The sequence below is a fragment of the Desulfobaculum sp. SPO524 genome (assembly GCF_044987625.1).
Lineage (GTDB): Bacteria > Desulfobacterota > Desulfovibrionia > Desulfovibrionales > Desulfovibrionaceae > Desulfobaculum.
In genome coordinates this window covers 717,472-735,057 of sequence record NZ_JBJDSB010000002.1, presented here as the reverse complement: position 1 = coordinate 735,057, position 17,586 = coordinate 717,472, and the positions used below count along the sequence as shown (strand labels likewise).

The 17,586-nt window shown below is 58.4% G+C and carries 13 protein-coding genes, 1 tRNA gene and 1 pseudogene; 8 read left to right on the top strand and 7 right to left on the bottom strand.

What is annotated here, in order from left to right; all coding sequences use genetic code 11:
- Nucleotides 1-173 precede the first annotated feature (173 nt).
- Complete coding sequence (locus tag ACI3L3_RS08930) at nucleotides 174-1,091, top strand: exopolyphosphatase (protein ID WP_404844763.1); 918 nt, start codon at nucleotides 174-176, stop codon at nucleotides 1,089-1,091.
- A 77-nt stretch (nucleotides 1,092-1,168) separates the two neighbouring features.
- A complete protein-coding gene (locus ACI3L3_RS08925) occupies nucleotides 1,169-2,080 on the top strand; it encodes an esterase/lipase family protein (protein WP_404844762.1) in 912 nt (303 codons plus the stop codon).
- Here ACI3L3_RS08925 and ACI3L3_RS08920 read toward each other — a convergent pair.
- The 3 genes from ACI3L3_RS08920 to ACI3L3_RS08910 form a co-directional block, all read right to left on the bottom strand.
- Nucleotides 2,004-3,125 (bottom strand): glycosyltransferase, encoded by a 1,122-nt coding sequence (locus tag ACI3L3_RS08920; RefSeq protein WP_404844761.1) that lies wholly within the window; start codon nucleotides 3,123-3,125, stop codon nucleotides 2,004-2,006. The two genes, ACI3L3_RS08925 and ACI3L3_RS08920, sit on opposite strands and share 77 nt — an antisense overlap.
- On the bottom strand, nucleotides 3,118-4,764 hold the full coding sequence (locus ACI3L3_RS08915; RefSeq protein ID WP_404844760.1) for a glycosyltransferase family 4 protein: 1,647 nt from the start codon (nucleotides 4,762-4,764) through the stop codon (nucleotides 3,118-3,120). The genes ACI3L3_RS08920 and ACI3L3_RS08915 overlap by 8 nt, the downstream gene beginning before the upstream one ends.
- A gap of 64 nt (nucleotides 4,765-4,828) precedes the next feature.
- Nucleotides 4,829-5,722 carry a glycosyltransferase family 2 protein gene (locus tag ACI3L3_RS08910; protein ID WP_404844759.1) on the bottom strand — a complete coding sequence of 298 codons (894 nt, stop codon included), beginning with the start codon at nucleotides 5,720-5,722 and terminating at the stop codon, nucleotides 4,829-4,831.
- Nucleotides 5,723-6,002: 280 nt separating this feature from the next.
- Between ACI3L3_RS08910 and ACI3L3_RS08905 the strand changes: the two genes are divergently transcribed.
- The 5 genes from ACI3L3_RS08905 (at nucleotide 6,003) to ACI3L3_RS08885 (ending at nucleotide 11,524) form a co-directional block, all read left to right on the top strand.
- Nucleotides 6,003-7,499, top strand: coding sequence for a GGDEF domain-containing protein (locus ACI3L3_RS08905; RefSeq protein WP_404844758.1), 1,497 nt, complete (start codon nucleotides 6,003-6,005; stop codon nucleotides 7,497-7,499).
- Between the two features lie 187 nt (nucleotides 7,500-7,686).
- Nucleotides 7,687-8,376 carry a queuosine precursor transporter gene (locus tag ACI3L3_RS08900; protein WP_404844757.1) on the top strand — a complete coding sequence of 230 codons (690 nt, stop codon included), beginning with the start codon at nucleotides 7,687-7,689 and terminating at the stop codon, nucleotides 8,374-8,376.
- A gap of 120 nt (nucleotides 8,377-8,496) precedes the next feature.
- On the top strand, nucleotides 8,497-9,414 hold the full coding sequence (locus ACI3L3_RS08895) for an NAD(P)/FAD-dependent oxidoreductase (protein WP_404844756.1): 918 nt from the start codon (nucleotides 8,497-8,499) through the stop codon (nucleotides 9,412-9,414).
- Nucleotides 9,415-9,495: 81 nt separating this feature from the next.
- Nucleotides 9,496-9,571: transfer RNA gene (locus ACI3L3_RS08890), tRNA-Ile, on the top strand.
- A gap of 402 nt (nucleotides 9,572-9,973) precedes the next feature.
- Nucleotides 9,974-11,524 carry a P-loop ATPase, Sll1717 family gene (locus tag ACI3L3_RS08885; protein ID WP_404844755.1) on the top strand — a complete coding sequence of 517 codons (1,551 nt, stop codon included), beginning with the start codon at nucleotides 9,974-9,976 and terminating at the stop codon, nucleotides 11,522-11,524.
- Nucleotides 11,525-11,644: 120 nt separating this feature from the next.
- Here ACI3L3_RS08885 and ACI3L3_RS08880 read toward each other — a convergent pair whose 3' ends face one another.
- The 3 genes and pseudogenes from ACI3L3_RS08880 to ACI3L3_RS08870 all read right to left on the bottom strand — a co-directional run bounded on the left by ACI3L3_RS08880 (nucleotide 11,645) and on the right by ACI3L3_RS08870 (nucleotide 13,690).
- Nucleotides 11,645-11,821: an integrase core domain-containing protein gene (locus ACI3L3_RS08880; protein WP_404844754.1), complete on the bottom strand. Its 177-nt coding sequence runs from the start codon at nucleotides 11,819-11,821 to the stop codon at nucleotides 11,645-11,647.
- Between the two features lie 8 nt (nucleotides 11,822-11,829).
- Nucleotides 11,830-12,849: pseudogene (locus tag ACI3L3_RS08875) on the bottom strand (IS481 family transposase).
- A gap of 76 nt (nucleotides 12,850-12,925) precedes the next feature.
- A complete protein-coding gene (locus ACI3L3_RS08870) occupies nucleotides 12,926-13,690 on the bottom strand; it encodes a hypothetical protein (protein WP_404844753.1) in 765 nt (254 codons plus the stop codon).
- A gap of 217 nt (nucleotides 13,691-13,907) precedes the next feature.
- Here ACI3L3_RS08870 and ACI3L3_RS08865 point away from each other — a divergent pair, with 217 nt between their 5' ends.
- Nucleotides 13,908-14,312 carry a hypothetical protein gene (locus tag ACI3L3_RS08865; protein WP_404844752.1) on the top strand — a complete coding sequence of 135 codons (405 nt, stop codon included), beginning with the start codon at nucleotides 13,908-13,910 and terminating at the stop codon, nucleotides 14,310-14,312.
- 91 nt (nucleotides 14,313-14,403) lie between these two features.
- On the opposite strand, the gene ACI3L3_RS08860 is transcribed toward ACI3L3_RS08865, so the two are convergent.
- A complete protein-coding gene (locus ACI3L3_RS08860) occupies nucleotides 14,404-17,361 on the bottom strand; it encodes a hypothetical protein (RefSeq protein WP_404844751.1) in 2,958 nt (985 codons plus the stop codon).
- Nucleotides 17,362-17,586 lie beyond the last annotated feature (225 nt).

Here is a 17,586-nt window from a genome sequence, read left to right as displayed (position 1 = left end):
GAAAACCATATGTTGAGGAAAAAACCGAATTCACTGCGTCCACTTTCACCCAAAATCTTTGACAGATTTTAACCGTTCTGGCTATAAGATTGAATGTATAGCATACATGCATCTCCGCTTACCCCATGGCGGCGCAGAGCCACCACGGCAAGCTCCAGCAAGGAGGAACTTTCATGCGACTGCTTACCAGATCCGACTTCGACGGACTGATCTGCGCGGTCCTGCTCAACGAACTCGGGCTGATTGACGAATGGAAATTCGCCCATCCCAAGGACTTGCAGGACGGCACCATCGAAGTCACGGAGAACGACATCCTCGCCAATGTCCCCTATGTGCAGGGCGCGGGAATGTGGTTCGACCATCACTCCAGTGAGGGAGCCCGCCTTGGGGCGGACTTCGAGTACAAAGGCATGTACAAGATGGCTCCCAGCGCGGCGCGCGTGATCTGGGAGTACTACGGTGGGCATGAAAAATTCCCCAAAGACTTTGACGAAATGATGGAAGCCGTGGACAAGGTGGACAGCGCCAACCTGACCCGCGAAGAAATCCTCAACCCGTCCGGGTGGATTCTGCTTGGCTACATCATGGACCCACGCACAGGCCTTGGCCGCTTCCGAGACTACCGCATCAGCAACTACCGCCTGATGGAAGACCTCATCGAATACTGCCGCGCCATGCCGGTGGAAAAGATTCTGGCCCTGCCGGACGTCAAGGAACGCGTGGACCGCTACTATGAGCAGGAAAAACTGTTCAAGCAAATGCTGCAGGACAACACCACCGTCCACGGCAACTGCGGCGTTATCGACCTGCGCAATCAGGACATCATCTACGCGGGCAACCGCTTTATGATTTACGCCCTGTATCCGGAGATCAACATCAGCCTGCACATCCTGTGGGGGCTGAACCGCCAGAACGTGGTCTTTACCGTGGGCAAGAGCATTATCAACCGCACGTCCAAAACCGACGTCGGCAAGCTCATGCTCCGCTACGGCGGCGGCGGGCACGAAGCCGTGGGCACCTGTCAGGTTCCCGTTGAGGAATCCGAAGCCAAGCTCAAGGAAATCGTGGACCAAATCACCGCCGACGGCTAACGCCCTGCATCACGACACAAACACAAAGGCCGCATCACCCGGATGCGGCCTTTTCGCCTTTTTGGAAAGATTTCCCCATGCTCACAACGCTTCTTATCACGCTGCTGGCCACGGTTCTTGCCCTTGTCGCGCTCTTCATCGCCGCAACAACACTGCTCTTCTGGTACGAGGCCATCAACGAGGGCGACGCTTCGCCCCTGCATCCCCTTGGCGGGCCGCGCGCTCTGGCGTGGACCCTGCGGGGCGCGCTCAACAGCGTGCGCAGTCAACTGACCATCCTGCTCACATCACCTGCGGCCATCGCTCCCAAACTCTGGCTGCCAAAGGCCAGTGCCGACGGCGCGCCGCGCGTGGTCTTCATCCACGGCATCTATCACAACGCTTCGGCGTGGATTGTAGCCTCGCGCCGCTTTGCGCGGGCGGGGCTGACGGACCAGCGCACCCTGAGCTATTGTAGCTTTGGGCGCGACTTCACCGCCACGGCCGACCGCCTTGCCCTGCGCCTTGTCCGGGAGTTGGACAAGGAGCCGCAGCGGCGCATTGTCCTTGTGGGGCACAGCATGGGCGGCCTGCTCATCCGCGCCCTGCTCAAATATCCCACAATCGCCCGTCACACGGACGCGGTGGTCACACTGGGCACGCCGCATCAGGGCAGTAAGCTGGCGGCCCTCGCCCTTGGCACGCTGGCAAAGGATATCCGCCTTGACGGCCCGGCCATACGGGCCATCCGCAATGCGGAACCTACACCGCCGTGCCCGTGCCTGAGCCTGTATTCGCCTGTGGACGCCATGGTTCTGCCGGGGCGCGCCCTACGCATCAACCTGCCGGGCTGGACAGAGCAGATGACCCGCCCCGTCAGCCACATTGGCCTGCTGTACGACGCAAAGGCCGCTCGGGCCGCAACGGCGTTCATCACACAGGCGTGCGCAGACGCCCGCCAAGACGCCGGTACAGCCGCAGATAGTCCGCAACCATCCGTTCCCGCGTAAAGCGCGTTTGCCCGTGCTCGTAGCCGCCCCGGCCGATGCCGCGCGCAAGGCGGGGGCGCTTTAAGAGCATTGCCACCTGCGCGGCAAGGTCATTCCAGCGTCCGGGCGCGGGCACCATGCCCGATTCGCCGTGCACCATCTGCTCCGGTATGCCACCAACGCCAAACGCCACGCAGGGCAGTTCCATACTCATGGCTTCCAGCACCACCAGCGGATGGTTGTCCGCCATGGTCGGATACGCCAACACATCCGCCGCGCGCATAAAGCACATCATGGTGCGGCGGTCCACGTAGGGCCAATGCGTCACATCGCCCTGCCGCTCAAAGCGCTCGCCCCCAACCATAAAGCACTGCGCCTCCGGCACCGCGGCCTTGATGCTGCGCCACACGTCATGCCATTTGCCCCCGGCCTTGAACGCCGCCTTGGTGCCGCCATGAGCCACAAAGAGCACCAGCTTCGCATCCTGCGGCACTTCGGCAATGCGCCGCGCCTCCGCCCGGGAGATATGCCCCCGCGGCCATGGCACGCCGTTGGGGATAACGCGCACATCCGTCTGCGGAAACACCTCGCGCGCGCTGGCGGCAAGGTACCGCGACGGCGACACCAGCACCGGGGCCACGCGCTCCACGGCCCCGCGCCGGCGCCGGCACTCCGCCCCAGTCTCCGGGTAGGCCTGCGGACACGGTCCGGCGCAGCCAGTGCGCCACTGCTGACACTCCAGCGGGGCATGGCACCCGCCGGTCAGAAGCGAAAAGTCGTGCAGCGTCACCAACGCCGCCGGATGCCCGGCCACACCGCCAAGACACGCCGCCCAATCACGCGTGGCATGCAGGTGCACAAGGCGCGAGGGCGTCGCCTGCGCGCCAACATCCTGCGGCGCGCAGAGCGCCGCGCGGCTGGCGTCGCCAAGTTCCGCCATCTCGTAGCCAAAGGTGCTGTCGGCCTCCTCCCGCAGGAGCGACTCGTGCAGCGCGCGGGCAATGGCCGTGGCCCCGCCGCGCGATTCCAACACACTATGAATATGCACAGGGGGCGCATCACACATCGGTCCGCTCCAGAAAATCATGCTTCAGCGCCCACAGCACGCCAAATTCCGCGTCCTCCGCACCCAGCCCTTCGGCCTCGGCGTAGCGGGACACAAGCTCTGCGGCGTCTATAGGGCGCCGCGCAAAAAAGACCAGCCGCCGCAGGGCCTCCGGCGAAATGCGCCGCTCTATGCCCTCATACATGGTGACAAAGTCGCGCCCACGGTACACGGCCTGCCCGGACTGGGACCAGACAAGGCGCAGGTCGCCGTCCACGCGCAGCGTCGTGTAACCGCCAAACAGCTCCGCATAAGGCAAATGCATGGGGTGGCGTACGCCGCGCAGGGCCTCGCGGTCCACGGGGGTGGTCCATAATTCGTCCCACAACGCGCAATGCTGGCGGACCACTTCATCCCAGGAAAAATCACGCGCCACGCGCTCCCGCGCCGCCGCGCCCATGCGCTGCCGCAGGCCTGCGTCCACCATCAGCGCCTCCAGCCGCTGCGCCATCACGGCCACATCCACAGCGGTCTGCTGCGCCATATGCAGGTGCGCCTCGGCGTCAGCCACAAGGGGCGCCGTTCTGTCGATGCTCCCACTGCGCACCGGCCCCACCGTGGGGACAAGGAATCCCGTCGCGCCGTCCACCACAAGGTCGCGGTAGCCGTCATAGGCCGAGGCCAACACAGGCACGCCCATGGCGCCGGCCTCAAGGAGCGTCAGGCCAAAGGTCTCCTGCGGATTATCCACAGGCGACAGAAACACATCACTCGCCCAGAAGAGTTCGCGCTTTCGCGTGTCCGACGGGCTTTCCTCCAGCAGCCAGCCCACGCCGATATTGCGCGCCATCTCCCTTAACATATTGGGAAAGTTCCCCACGCCGTCGTTCCAGCCGCCAAGGCATAAGGTGACCTTGGACAGGTCCATCCCGCCCCGCCGCACGCGCAAAAGCGTCCGGATAAGCGGCAGAACGTCCATCTTGGAATACGGCGACAGCCGCGCAAACACGAGGAGCATCACCCCGTCGGGGTCCATGTCCACGCTGGCGCGGGCCGCGGCGCGCTCTTGCGGCGTGGCCGGGCGGTAGTAGTCCGCGTCCACACCAAGGGGGATGCGCCGCACACTCGGCCGCATACCGCCGCGCAGGCCGTAGCCAGACTCAAGCGCGCTGTAGAAGCCGTCCACAACGTCCACGGCGGTGCGCGAGGTCGCCACCACGCAGTCGCGCGGGGTGGTCCCCGGCCATAAGTGGGCAAGGAAATCGCGCATATAGCGCTGATAGCTCAGGGAATGCGTCGGCCCGGTAATGGGGAATATCTCGCGGCTTTCGGCGTTACGCAGGGCGGCGAGGTAGGCGGGATAGTTGATGCAGTCCGACAGGTGAAAGGCGTGGTAATCCGTCTGCGCCAGCGCGGCGGGAAGTGCCTCGCGCCGGCGTACGCAAAAGCGCCCGGCCTCGGCCATAGCGGGAAAGTCCTCCGCCAGCCGCGCCGATACGCTGTCCACCTGCTTTTTGCCCGTCAGAAAGAAATGGTATTCGTCAAAGGGGTCGGCCCGCAAAAGCGCGCGCAGAAAGGCCACATTGGCCACACTGCGCCCCATGATGGCTCCCCCTTCATAAAAGGGGTCGAGGGTTCCCCATATTCGTTGTGATTTCATGAAGCTGCAAGGAGCACAGAGCACCGACGACGTCAAGGCCGTCTGGCGCGCCGCTCCGGTTTTGTCATCCGCCCCGATTGTTCATCCGCGGATAATGGTCACTCTCCGGCTTGGGCTTTTGCTCCAGCCGCCTGCGCAGGACGTCCTGCGCTATCTGCCTCAGCCGCCGCACATCTTCCGGCCGTGGAATAAGCCCGCGCCCAAACGGCGCCGCCCACGCTTCGCCGCGCATAACGCCGCGCGCCCACGCCGCCACCGTGGCCGGAAACACCTGCCGGTTGGCAAGGACAATGGCCGCCTTGGCCTGTGCATCGCGCATGACCGCGCCGGACGTGAAGCTGTCCGCGTGCACGCGGTAGACATACAGCGCCTCGGGCACATGCGGCGCCGTGAACCCGGCGGCCACAATGCGCAGCCACATGTCCCAATCCTCGTACAGCGTGTCGCCCCGAAAGCCGCCACAGGCTTCATACGCCTCGCGGCGCAGCAGCACCATGGACGACACCACATTCTGCTGGCGCAGCAGGTCAAGGGTGCACTCCGGCAAGGCCACATGGTGCATCCCGTCCGGCGTTATGCGCACAAGGTCCGTGTACGCCAGCCCGGCGCGCGGGTCCTGCTTCAGGGCGGCAAGTGTTGCCTCCAAAAAACGGGATTCCAGCACGTCATCGGAATCCATGCACAAAAGATACCGCCCGCGGGCCGCAGCAAGGCCAACGTTGCGCACCGGGCCGGGCCGCCCCTGCCGCGCAATACGCAGCAGGCGGAAATCAAGCGCGCCCAGCGTCTCCCCCTGGCGCCGCGCCACGGTAACGGAATCATCCGTGCTGGCGTCGTCCACAAACAGCACCTCCACATCGCCAAGCCCCACGCTCTGAGCGCGCAGGGAGGCAAAAAGTTCCGGCAGGTACCGGCTATAGTTGTGGTTGGGGATAATGACCGAAATGCGTGGGCTCACGCGGGTTCTCCTCATTCTGGCCTAGGGGTATGGGGCAAATCCGTCCGCCCCGTCCCGGCGGATGGTGACGACTCCTCCCGTCCACCATACCAGAAAAACGCACCTTTTCACCGCGCCCCAGCGTCAAAAACTCAACGCTCCCCGGACTCTGCGACACTAGGCCCCTCGCCGCCGCCCCCGCCAAGCCCGCGCGTTATGCGGCATTCCCCGCCATTGGCCCCGTTTTTGCTTCGTTGGCCTCCAGACAGGAACTCCATTCCATCATCAGCGGGGACCGCACATGCAACATAATGACAACCGCACCGTCCTCTGGGGCTTTGGCCTCAACGACATTGACCGTAAAAAAATAGAAGCCGAAGCTGGAGACAGCTACACACTGCTCAACTGGCCCGGCACTGCCTTACCCGAAAACGGACAGGTTGAACGCGAACAGCCCTTTCTCGTCTGGATTGACTATGGCGTCTGGACCACGCTGGACGACGACCGCAAGGCCGCCATCCTTGATTGGGAGACCACGCAGAAGGTCATGGTTGTCGGTGCCAATGCGGACGCGCCCTCGCCGGAGGTCTTTCTGGACCACGGATTTTTGTCCATGGTCACCTCGCCGCTGAAGGCCGCCAGCATTCAGGACACCCTCGTCAAGGGCATTGAGGTACATAACCTCTACGACGACATTATGCGCATGACGCGGGAAATCTCCCTCGAACGCGAGATTCTTTCCCGCAAGAACAGCTACCTGTTGTTTTTGAACCGCATCATGACGCGCGCCGTGGAAAGCCTGAACCCCGCAACCATCCTTGCGCAGGCCCGGCAGGACCTGAACATGCTGATGCCGGTACAGGCCGCGCAGTGTATCTTCTGGACCGAAAACGGCCGCGAGAACATCGAGGCCGAGCTGTTCCTCGCCTTTCATGAGCACAACAGCGTGCAGGAAGCGTGGGTGGAGCTTATGCTCAAAACGGCGGCCAAGCTGTCCGGCAGCCATGTGGACAGCTACCAGCTCACCTTTTTGATGGACGCCGCCACAACCGACGAGGGCGAAGACCTCTCCCCGCGCCCCGGACAGGTTGTGCTGCTGCCGCTCAAGGCGGGCGGCATCGACTTCGGCTGTCTGGCCCTGCTCACCAAGGAGCCGGTCCGCCTTGGCAAGGAACAGCGCGACGTGTTGCACTCCGCCGTGAACCACCTTGGCCTTGCCCTCAAAAACGCCCTGCTCTACCGCGAGGTCAAAATCCGCGCGGACCACGACGGCCTGACCCGCATCTACAATCGTCAGTATTTTGACGAGCATCTGGTGGATGAACTCAAGCGCGCCCAGCGGTATAATCAGGAAATCTCACTGCTTATGCTGGACCTTGACCACTTTAAGGCCATCAACGACACCTACGGCCATCAGGCGGGCGACCTTGTCCTGCGCGAGGTTGGCGCCCTGCTTCAGGAAACGCTGCGCTCTATGGACTTTCCCGCACGCTACGGCGGCGAGGAGTTCGCGGTCATCCTGCCGCACACCAGCGAGGACAAGGCGTGGAACCTTGCCGAACGCCTGCGCCACAAGATTGCCCGCATGCGCTTTTCGCACAAGGGGCGGGACTTTACGGTGACGGCCAGCATCGGCGTCGCCTCCCTCGCTCCGGGCGGATTCCGCAAGAATATCGACATACTGCGTCAGGCCGACCGCGCGCTGTATCTGGCCAAGGCCTCGGGCCGCAACATGGTCTGCACCACGCGCGGCTGCCCCAAGGACGACGGGCAGGAACAGAGCGAAACGGGCTACTAACCCTTTCATCCCTCACAAAACCACACCGGGCCGCGGCACTTCGTGTCGCGGCCCTTTTCGTGTACAGTGCGTGCAGAGGCAAGCAAAGACTTGACCACCAGCGGCAAGGGGGATACTACTCCCGCCGTCCGGCAATCCCGCCGGGAAGGAGGCCGCCCTCCTTCTAAATCTAACTCCGGAGACAACAATGAACGAGATTCTTTGGCTCTCTTTTGCCGTGGTTGACCTGTCTCTCGTGGTCCTCCTGTTCCGGCATTTTGGTCGTCCGGGGCTGTACGCCCTCATCGTTTTCAACCTCATCCTCGGGAACCTTCAGGTCATCAAGACCGTGGAGCTTTTCGGGCTGACCACCACGCTTGGCAACATTCTGTACGCCAGCGTCTATCTGTCCACCGACCTGCTGAGCGAGTTTTACGGCAAGCAGGAAGCCAAACGCGGCGTTCTGCTCGGCTTTGTGTCGCTTGTCATTATGACGGGCTACATGCAGCTGGCGCTGCAGTTTACTCCCTCGCCGCAGGACTTCGCCCAGCCGCACCTTGAGGCCATCTTCGGCTTCATGCCGCGTCTGGCCCTTGCCAGCCTCACGGCCTACATCATCTCCCAGTCCCACGACGTTTGGGCCTTCCACAGGCTCAAGGAGCGCACCGGCGGCAAGCTGTTGTGGCTGCGCAACAACGTCAGCACCCTTGTCAGCCAGTTGCTGGACTCCGTGGTGTTCTGCTTCATCGCCTTCTGGGGCGTGTTTGAGATGAATGTCTTTTGGGAAATCGTGTTTACGACGTACCTGTTCAAGGCCTTTGTGGCGGCGCTGGACACGCCCTTCATCTACCTTGCGCGGCGCGTGAAGCCGCTGCCGCAGACCCAGCAGTACGCCTAGCGCGTCTCGGCTCCCTTCCGCCGCGCGCGGCGCGGTGCCCTGCGGCGGAAGGCGGTTGACAGAAGCGGGGCATGTCTTATCCTATCCGGTACCTTTGACAAACAACTCCGGGAGGTTGACATGTTCCCGACTGCACAATCTGTGGACACGCTCATCGTGGGCCAAGGTCCGGCCGGTCTTTCGGCCGCCATCTACACGGCCCGCGCAGGCATAAAGACAGTCGTTGTCGGCATGCCCCCGAAAATTGACGGGGAATACGACATCGACAACTACTTTGGTTTTGACGAGACGGTCACCGGCTCTGAACTCATGGCCCGCGGGCGGCAGCAGGCCGAGCGGTTCGGAGCGGACCTCGTCACCGAGCGCGTGCTGGGCATCCACCATGGCATGGACGGCGCGTTCGAGGTCAAAACCGAGCACAGCACCTTTATGGCGCGCTCCGTCATCCTTGCGGCTGGCGTTTCCCGCGTGCGCCCCGGCATTTCCAATCTGGACGACTACGACGGCAAGGGCATCTCCTACTGCGTCAGTTGCGACGGCTTTTTCTACAAGCAAAAGCCCGTGATGGTGCTGGGCGAAGGCAACTACGCCGTCAACCAAGCCCTTGAGCTGAAAAACTACACCAGCGACGTCACCCTGTGCTCGCAGGGCAAAGCGCTGACCATGACCGACGACTTCCGCGCCCGGCTGGACGAAGCGGGCATCCCCATCATTGAAAAGAAAGTCACCACCCTTGAAGGCTCCCCCGCCCTGGAACGCGCCATCTTTGACGACGGCGAAAGCATTGCCGTAGACGGCATCTTCATCGCCATGGGCGAGGCCTCGGCCAGTGACTTTGCATGGACCCTTGGCCTTGAGCGCGAGGGCATCTATATTAAGAGCGACGAGAACCAGCGCACCAACCTCCCCGGCGTCTACGCGGCGGGCGACTGCGTTGGGCGTTTTCTGCAAATAGCCGTGGCCGTTGGCGAAGGCGCGCTTGCCGCACGCCAAGCCATAAACCACGTGAAGAAAACCGCCAAGGAAGCCGCTTCCTAGCAGGAAAACTCCTGCCCCTCGCGACCAAATCCTTGACATAGCGGAATTCTTGCAGCTATAGAACCCGCTCGCACATCAAAGGGACCAATAGCTCAGTTGGCAGAGCCCCCGGCTCATAACCGGATGGTCGTAGGTTCGAATCCTACTTGGTCCACCAGCAATCCCAAGGGTTTAGAGAGATGCAAATCTTTCTAAACCCTTTTTTAGCTACCCTGTGGCTACCCTGACGTGCAGTCCAATCTACAAAGCCTATTCTCCTTATCGTAATTCCGTTCCACTTTTTTGGGGTTATATTAACTGATGGCCCACTTTTGTGTGGCAGGATCACCCCTCCCCACGACCACGAAAAAGCGCGCGCCGGACCTCTTCCGACTCGCGCTTTTTTTCGTTTCCGCTACCTTTTTTCGACAAATCAAAGGACAGAAAAGCCAACCACCCGAATTGTTCCCCTTAGACATAGTTTTTTAAATACTGCAGCCCCTTGCTTAAGGTGGCTTTTATTATTAAAACGCCCAAGGGTATATAACAAAATGACTGCACTAGCTATATTGGAGAAAGCATGACTTACAAACGACTTACCCTAAACGACTTCCATTTTGGCAACACTGATGCCAAAAATGAATTACTTACCTACTCACCTCAAGAGATCAGACGCTTCACAGACTCTTTTGTTACTCCTCCATCACTCTCGGTTCCCAAATTTCTAACAAAAGAAAAATATTATGTTGTAGGCCTTAAGGGCACAGGTAAAACAGCATTGCTACGTTACATATCAATTTCATTAGAAGAAAGGGAAAATTCTATCTGCAAATTCGTTCTTTTTAAATCTCAAATTGATGAAGACACAAGAAAAGGCTTTGCAAATGCGGTTCGCGTTCAACTTGTTGAAGAAAACAGCCAATCCTTCGAAGGAAATGACTTCGAAACAATATGGCGTTGGCTTATATATAAAAAAATTGCCCAAACGATTCGCGAGGACAATGTAAAAACTTTCCAGAACAACAACACTCTTTCCCAATTTTTATCGCTTGTTGAGACAAAAACTGATGATGAGAACAATGGTTTCTCTAAACTTATTCCCAAAATTCGTCGAGGCCAGGTTAAAATTTCGCGAACCCCCCATTTGCAACTTGACTTAGAGTGGGACCACGAAGAGAAAGCTAAAATCAAATTTAACGATCTAGTTCGCAAAGCGGACCATTTTTTTGAACAACTTGAGCCTGACACACAACGATTGAATATCTTTTTCGATGAACTGGAACTAAACTATGAAACAAAAAAGAAATTTCAACGCGATACACAATTAGTTAGAGATTTAATAGTGTCTGTTGAAAAAATCAACGCACTAGCAAAATCTAAGGGCATTGAGCTTTGTCTCTATGCGGCAATTCGCTCCGAGGTTCTCACCTCAATTCATTCGCTAGGCAAAGAAATAAACAAACCTATAGGTGATTTTGGTGCCACAATCCTTTGGAACCGTCCAGGATTGTCCGCCGCCCAACAACCTTTGCTTTCAATAATTGAAAAACGAATAAATGCCGCAAGGGTTGAAAACGAACTACCTCCCTTATCCTCACAGGAAGTATGGGAGCAGTATTTTCCCGAAGAAATCCATGGCAAAACACCGGAAATTTATATCTTACACAACACATGGTATAGGCCTCGCGACATTGTCCGCTTACTTATATCTATTCAAGACCAATATCCCGACAACACCGAATTTGATATTCAAAGCTTAGAAACTGTAAGAAAAACCTACTCTACTTCATCTTGGGTGGAATTAACTGAAGAGTTAAAGACAAAATACCAATCACAAGAAATTGATGGCATTAAATACATATTCTATGGCTTTAGGCAAATATTGACCTTTTCTGAAATCGAAACAAGATCTAAAAAAGCTGCCGATGACTATACTGATGTTTATGAATTACTTAAAAAGCATAAACTCAAAGACGTACTTAAAGATCTTTTCAGAATTGGTGTCATAGGGAATATCAATACGAACAGAAATAGAATGAGGTTTTCATTCCGTGGCGACGATGAAATTCTTTTTAATTTAAACATCTTTGTTCACAACGCATTAAAAGCTCATCTCTCAATCTTTGATTAATCCAAAGAATGCTATATGGCATGGGCACGTAAAAAGGCAGCCCCTAACGGGACTGCCTTTAAAAACAAACAGACAATTGTAAACCTCCCCAAGTTAGTGCCGCCCATAAGTAGATACATTCTAGGAAGAACGTGTATCTGTAAACTCCACCGACATAATCTTGCCAAGGGTACCGTGAGGACGCTCTTCATTATACTCCTTGATCCAGTTCCCCGTGACTTCTTGGACCTCGTTCAACGTATTGAAGAGATAGAAATCCAGAACTTCTTCCCGATATGTCCTGCGAGTTTTGCTCATCTGTCCTACTAACGTTCTTCTCTGACAGATTCGAGGTACTCGTTAATGGTTTCTATGGGACGACGTCCCATGTTCCTATACCCTTGGTGCGAGCGTTCAGTATTGTAGTAGGTCAGCTAGGTGTCCAGGTCGGCCTGGAGTGCTTCTACGGTCTCATAAAGCGTTGTTCTGAAGGCTTCTCGAAAGAACTCATCAAGTACAGTGCCATTAAACCGCTCGACAAAGCCATTTGTCCCAGGTGACCGCACCTTGGTACGGCGGTGTTCAATCTCGTTGAGGGACAGATAGAGTTCATATGGATGGGTCTCGGTTCCGCAAAATTCCCTGCCGTTGTCAGTAAGGACAGCGGAAACGACAATTTCCTTTTCCTCGTAGAACGGCATGACGTCGTTGTGCAGGACGGAAACGGCAGCCTCTGGCCGCTTGCTGGTATGCAGAAAGCCGAAGGCATAGCTTGAGAAGGAATCGACGACGACATGCAGGTAAACTCGCCCCACCCCTTTGAGACGTCCCACGTAAAAGGTGTCTTGGCACAACAGCTCCCCAGGGCGAGAACTCTCGACGTGTCGTTCTTTAAAAACGGGATTTTGTTTTTCAATGAAAGCGACCTGTTCGCCCGATAATTCAATGGGTTCGCCAGATTGCTTCTGCTCTAGCTTAAGCCAGCGGTCGTACTTGGTGCCCATGCCATTCTTGATCAAGATGTTCTGAATGGTAGGGGAGCTCACCGAAACACCGATGAGTTTGAGCTGATTGGAAAGGCGAACGCACCCCCAAGCAGGATGAGCCAGGCTCAATTCCAAGATTTGCTTGACCACCTCCTCGGAGGTGGTGAAAGGGTGGGACTTCGGAATAGGCGGCAGATCTTTGAGCCCTTCAAGGCCATGAGTCTGGAAACGCCGCTTATACTCGTAGAATTGACTACGATGCATGCCGCGTCGCCGGCAGGCTTCGCTGACGTTTCCCAAGCTCTCTGCAAGCTCAAGCACACTCATACGCTGGCGGGCGACTTTCTCTGCAGCTTTCATGGGGCCTCCATCGTGAGACTGTACCCCAAAATCTGTCTGAGGACTAACCTAGTAGGTCACGTTATGGGGTGTCGTGCTAGCTCCCATTAAGAGAGCCAAATGTTGATGCCAGTAGCTGAATAATCGTATACAAGACTGCAACAAATCCTAGTAGTTTGGCTGACCAATGTTCTGTCGCTCTGCTTATTTTGGTCCGCCAATTGGATCGCTTCGTGTTCACCTTCCCTTTCGTCAAACGGTGGAACATGTTCTTGAACCAGTATGCTTTCGCCATGGTAGATTTGTGCAGCTTAATATATTCCTTATTGACAAAGGCCTGCACCTCTTCCTGCCCAGTGAGAAAGTAACGATTCTTTCCTCCATTCAACTCCATGAGTTTGGCCATCTTAGGATGATCGACACAGTTCTTTCCATATACGGCTTGAATTAATGAGGAGAGGTTGTAGCGTCTAGAGTCTTCAATGTGTGGTGGGTCTTCTTTGGTCAACACTCGATACCGATGCTCGATCGCCTCGAAGCCATAGTTGATGTTGGTCATATTCCAATGCACCCAATAAGCATCTTGGTGTTCCCCGACAAATGTAAAGAATTTTTTGAGCATCTCGGCTTCAAGCTCATCATAGTGATCAGAAATTTTGTCGCGCTCGATTTTCTCAATTTCAGCAACGAGATGTATAGAGAAACTGTGCATGGTGTCGCTGTCGATGTGGAGTACAGCGATTGATGTTACTCGGGGAGAATATCCCTCGTTTGCGTCATTCAGGTTTTGACAGGAATAATGGATTATAAACAATGCAGAGATATTGTTCTTGAGGAATACAACGATATCTTTCCCTTTCACGTTTTATAGACTCCCTCGGTAGAAATGGTGCGCAATTCATAATCGACTAACCGGGTTTAGATTCTTTTTAGAAATTAAAATATAGTCTTTCCTAGGCCGAAAGCCAAGTGAACATAGTTGGAGGCTAGTTTTTGATTGAAGGAATGCTCCATCCGTCCGGTTTGATTATGTTTTTTTAGCTATACATCCCGCCCCCAGGATCTCCCCATATCCCCAAATGTGTACCAAGACGTATACTCCGGCACAAAAAAGCACTTACAGTAGGCCTCCCTTTTTAGGAGGGCTATCTTGCGGTAATACCCCCGGTCAGGACATCGACTCCATCACCGGCATGGTGGCCGGCGGCGCACAGGTCGTCGTCTTCTCCACCGGTCGTGGCACGCCTACCGGCAATCCCATCGCGCCGGTCGTTAAGGTGACGGGCAACCCCGAAACCTACGCCAAGATGCCCGACAACATCGACGTTAACGCTGGCCGCATCATCACCGACGGCGCCTCCCTGCCGGAAATCGGCGAGGAGCTCTTTGACGCTGTGGTCAAGGCCTGCAACGGCGTGAAGACCAAGGCCGAAAGCCTTGGGCATCATGAGTTCGGCATCTATAAGCTGACTGGCACGTTCTAACCTCGGGCACGTCCTCCCCCGAAAAAACGCCGGACTGGAGTTCCTCGCTCCAGTCCGGCGTTGCCATTTGTACGGTGCGGGCCTTCCCGCATTATGATGTGGCCGTAATGCCAAGGGGCACGCCAAGGCTGCCCGCGTGCACCATGTGCCCAAAGCCGTCATCCACAAGCACAACCCGGCTCCCCGCCCGCGCGGTCATCGTACCCGTGTCCAGCGCTCTGCCCCCAATAATGCGGTGCTCCGCCAAAGGCTCAAGAAGGCCGTTCTTCATCACGCCAACGCCTCCATCCGGCAAAGGGAAAAGCGTCGCGTTGGTGGCCGCTGCCGCCGCGGTGCCCGCCCAGATGCTCTGCCCCTGCAGGGGACCACTGTCCGGCACAACCACCACACCCGCCTCATGCGCGGCAATGTCGCCGCCGCCAAGGGGTGCGCAGCGGACCTCCTTCCATAGGCACACCAGCCAATACTCGCCGTCCTTCACCGACAAATACGGCCACAGGGCCACACCTGCCTCAAAGGCGCCGCCGGGCATAGCGGCATACTCCACACACGGCGCGCCGTCGCAGGGCAGTCTTTTCCCGGCCCCAAGCCGCGTATGGCGCACCGCCGCGCTGCGCAGACCGGCATTGTCCTGCCCCTGCGGTGAGGGATGGACGTCAAACAACTCCGCCAGCAGGCCGCCGCCAAAACCGTCTCTGGCATCCATCACGCCGCACACGCTGCGCCCCGGCAGCAGCACCGGGAAGTCCCGAACGTCCACAGGCTGGTGCGCCCTATGCCGCGCCCGCCCCTCATGAGACAGCACGCAGCTTCGCAGGGCATGGTCCAGCGTATCGAAATCCAGCCGCGGGAGCGTCTCCCCAACGGCAAACTCCAACTCTGCCGCGTCAAGGTCGCGGCGACAGGCCAAAGCGCCCGTACCATCCAGATTCCCCTGCCATGCCTGCCCGCGGTTGCCCACAAAACGAAGCGCTCCAGCGGCTGCGGGGTCCATACCGCGGCCGGGACGCAGACGCACAGTGCCGCCCTCGTCGGCGCAGGGCGCGACGGCTGCGGGGACCAGCTCCCCGCCGAGGAAGCCCCCCGCATTGAGCCGCCCCGGCATGGCAAAGGGAAAGGCGGGCGCCTTATAGAAATGGAACTCGCTGATGCTATACCGCCCCGGACCTTCCAGCCACAGATACATGTCCTTGTCCGGCGGACACTCAAGGGTATAGGTGAACAGCATGTCCTCTCCGAACTGGCGGCCCAGAGTTTGCGCCTGAGATGTCCGCAGATTCGCACGTCCGGGGCACTTTGGCATGCGCACCTGCATACAATACATTGTGCCGGAACTCAGCCCCCATTGCGCTCCGGGCAGGCGCACAATGTGCGGGCCTTCTGTCGCATAGTCGGCGTAGTACTCCCCGTCGCCCTTGTGCCAGACAACGCCTTCGGAGCACTCAAGCTCCATCTCGCCCTGCAGAAGCGGCATGGGGCTGACGTCCTTGCCTAGGGTCTGCCAAATGCCAAGCACCTTCACAGCCCCCTGCGCGCCCCCTGCGCCGGTCCGGATGACAATACTGCCCTCTCTGTCTCCAACAGGCAGCATCACCGGCACCTTGCCCGTTACATCCGCCGGGATATCGCACACCCGCGTGCGCAGGTTCCCGTCCGCATCCCGCATCAGCACATGAATGGAACCCGCCGTCAGTTGAACGTCCAGCTCCATAAGGTTTTGCGTCCTGTACGCCGTGCCCTTGGCCGTCACTTCAACCTCGCCATCGGCGCTCAGGTGCAGGGTCAGGTCCTCATCCATGGTGATGCCGTCAGGCGGTGTGGTCCAGACGAAGTTCCGCGACAGATCGTCCCAAATCGTATCCCCAAGCAGGCACAGCCGCACCGGGTCCGAGGTATACAGCTCACGGTGGATGCGGTGATGCGGCGGCACATTGCCCACTGCGCGGCGCTCACAGGTCGTCAGCACCATATTTTCACTGCTGGTCGGGTAGTTCGAGCCATAGGACGTGTACATGGGGTGCAGGGTCACACGGGTCTGGCGGAACCGCTCGTGCAACAGGCAGTGCATAACCCGGTAATGGTGCCCGCCCCACGACAGCGTTATCTGCTTGTCGCCGTCAAAGCCCTCCAGACTGCCAATCTCGTCGCCGGGGGCATACCCGTGCAGGAAGCCCTCCAGCCAGATGCACAGCGCCGTGCCGAAGGGCGTTTCCATGGTGCCCTTGCGCGCGCAGGCCCGTGCATCCAATCCGGTGACGCACCACATCGTCTCCGCCGGGCGCGAGGCCGTGCCCGTCACAAGGTCCGTTACGGCCTCGTGCAGAACGCGCTCCCCTGCGCCGCCCGCATCAGCAAGGGCGCGGGCTGCCGCCTCGGCGGCCTGCCGGGCCGAGTCCGCCTCGTGCGCGGCCTGCTCCTGCGCCACACGGGCCTGCACTTTGCTTGCGGCGGCCACATCGCTGGCGCGGCGGGCCTCCGCCTTGTCCTTGGTGCACGATTCCTGCGCGAGGCTGGCCGTTTCCGCCGCTGTGCGGGCCGTGGCGGCGTCGCTGGCGCAGTTGTCCGCAGCGGCAAGGGCCGAGGCGTAAGCGTGCTGGGTTTTGCTCAAATATTCACGGGGGTTGTCATCGGACGTCACCTCCACCTTAACGCAGCGCTCAAGCTCCTCCTGAAGCTGCAGGCAAATGCGCGTGAGCTTGTCGTCGGATTTTTCAATCTCGCGCACATCAATGGCGTCGGCATTGGACCACGAGCGGTCCTGCGTGATGGGCACAAACTGAAGAATGGTCAACAACTCGCCCGCGGGCATGGGGTCGCCGCTGAGGGGATATTCCACAAGCCCTTCGCCCGCCTCGCCGTTGCCTTCAAGGGCATAATCCACGCCCCGCACCAGTTCGACCTGCTCCATAACGCCACTGCCGCTGTCCACAGGGCGGCGCAGATAGCACCGCAGGTGGTCGGCATCGTCGTAGACAAAGCCCACGGGAAACCGGCGGGCACTCCCGTTTCCCTCATAGCGGACCTTGCCGATGGTGGAATCAACACTCATGTGTCCTTTGCTCCTTGTCTGGGGTTTGGCTGCACGCGTGGGACCACAGCGCCCCTGCGCTTTGCGGCCAGTTGTGCCATGGCGGATTTCCGGATGTATGCACATGTGCCATATGCCAAAGAAATCCTGCGCTGCCCTCCCTGCGCGTGCCCGCTCCCCAGCCCAATCCCCACGCCCGAAATCCCACACTTTCCTTGACCACGCCCCGCCGCGTATGGCATAGAC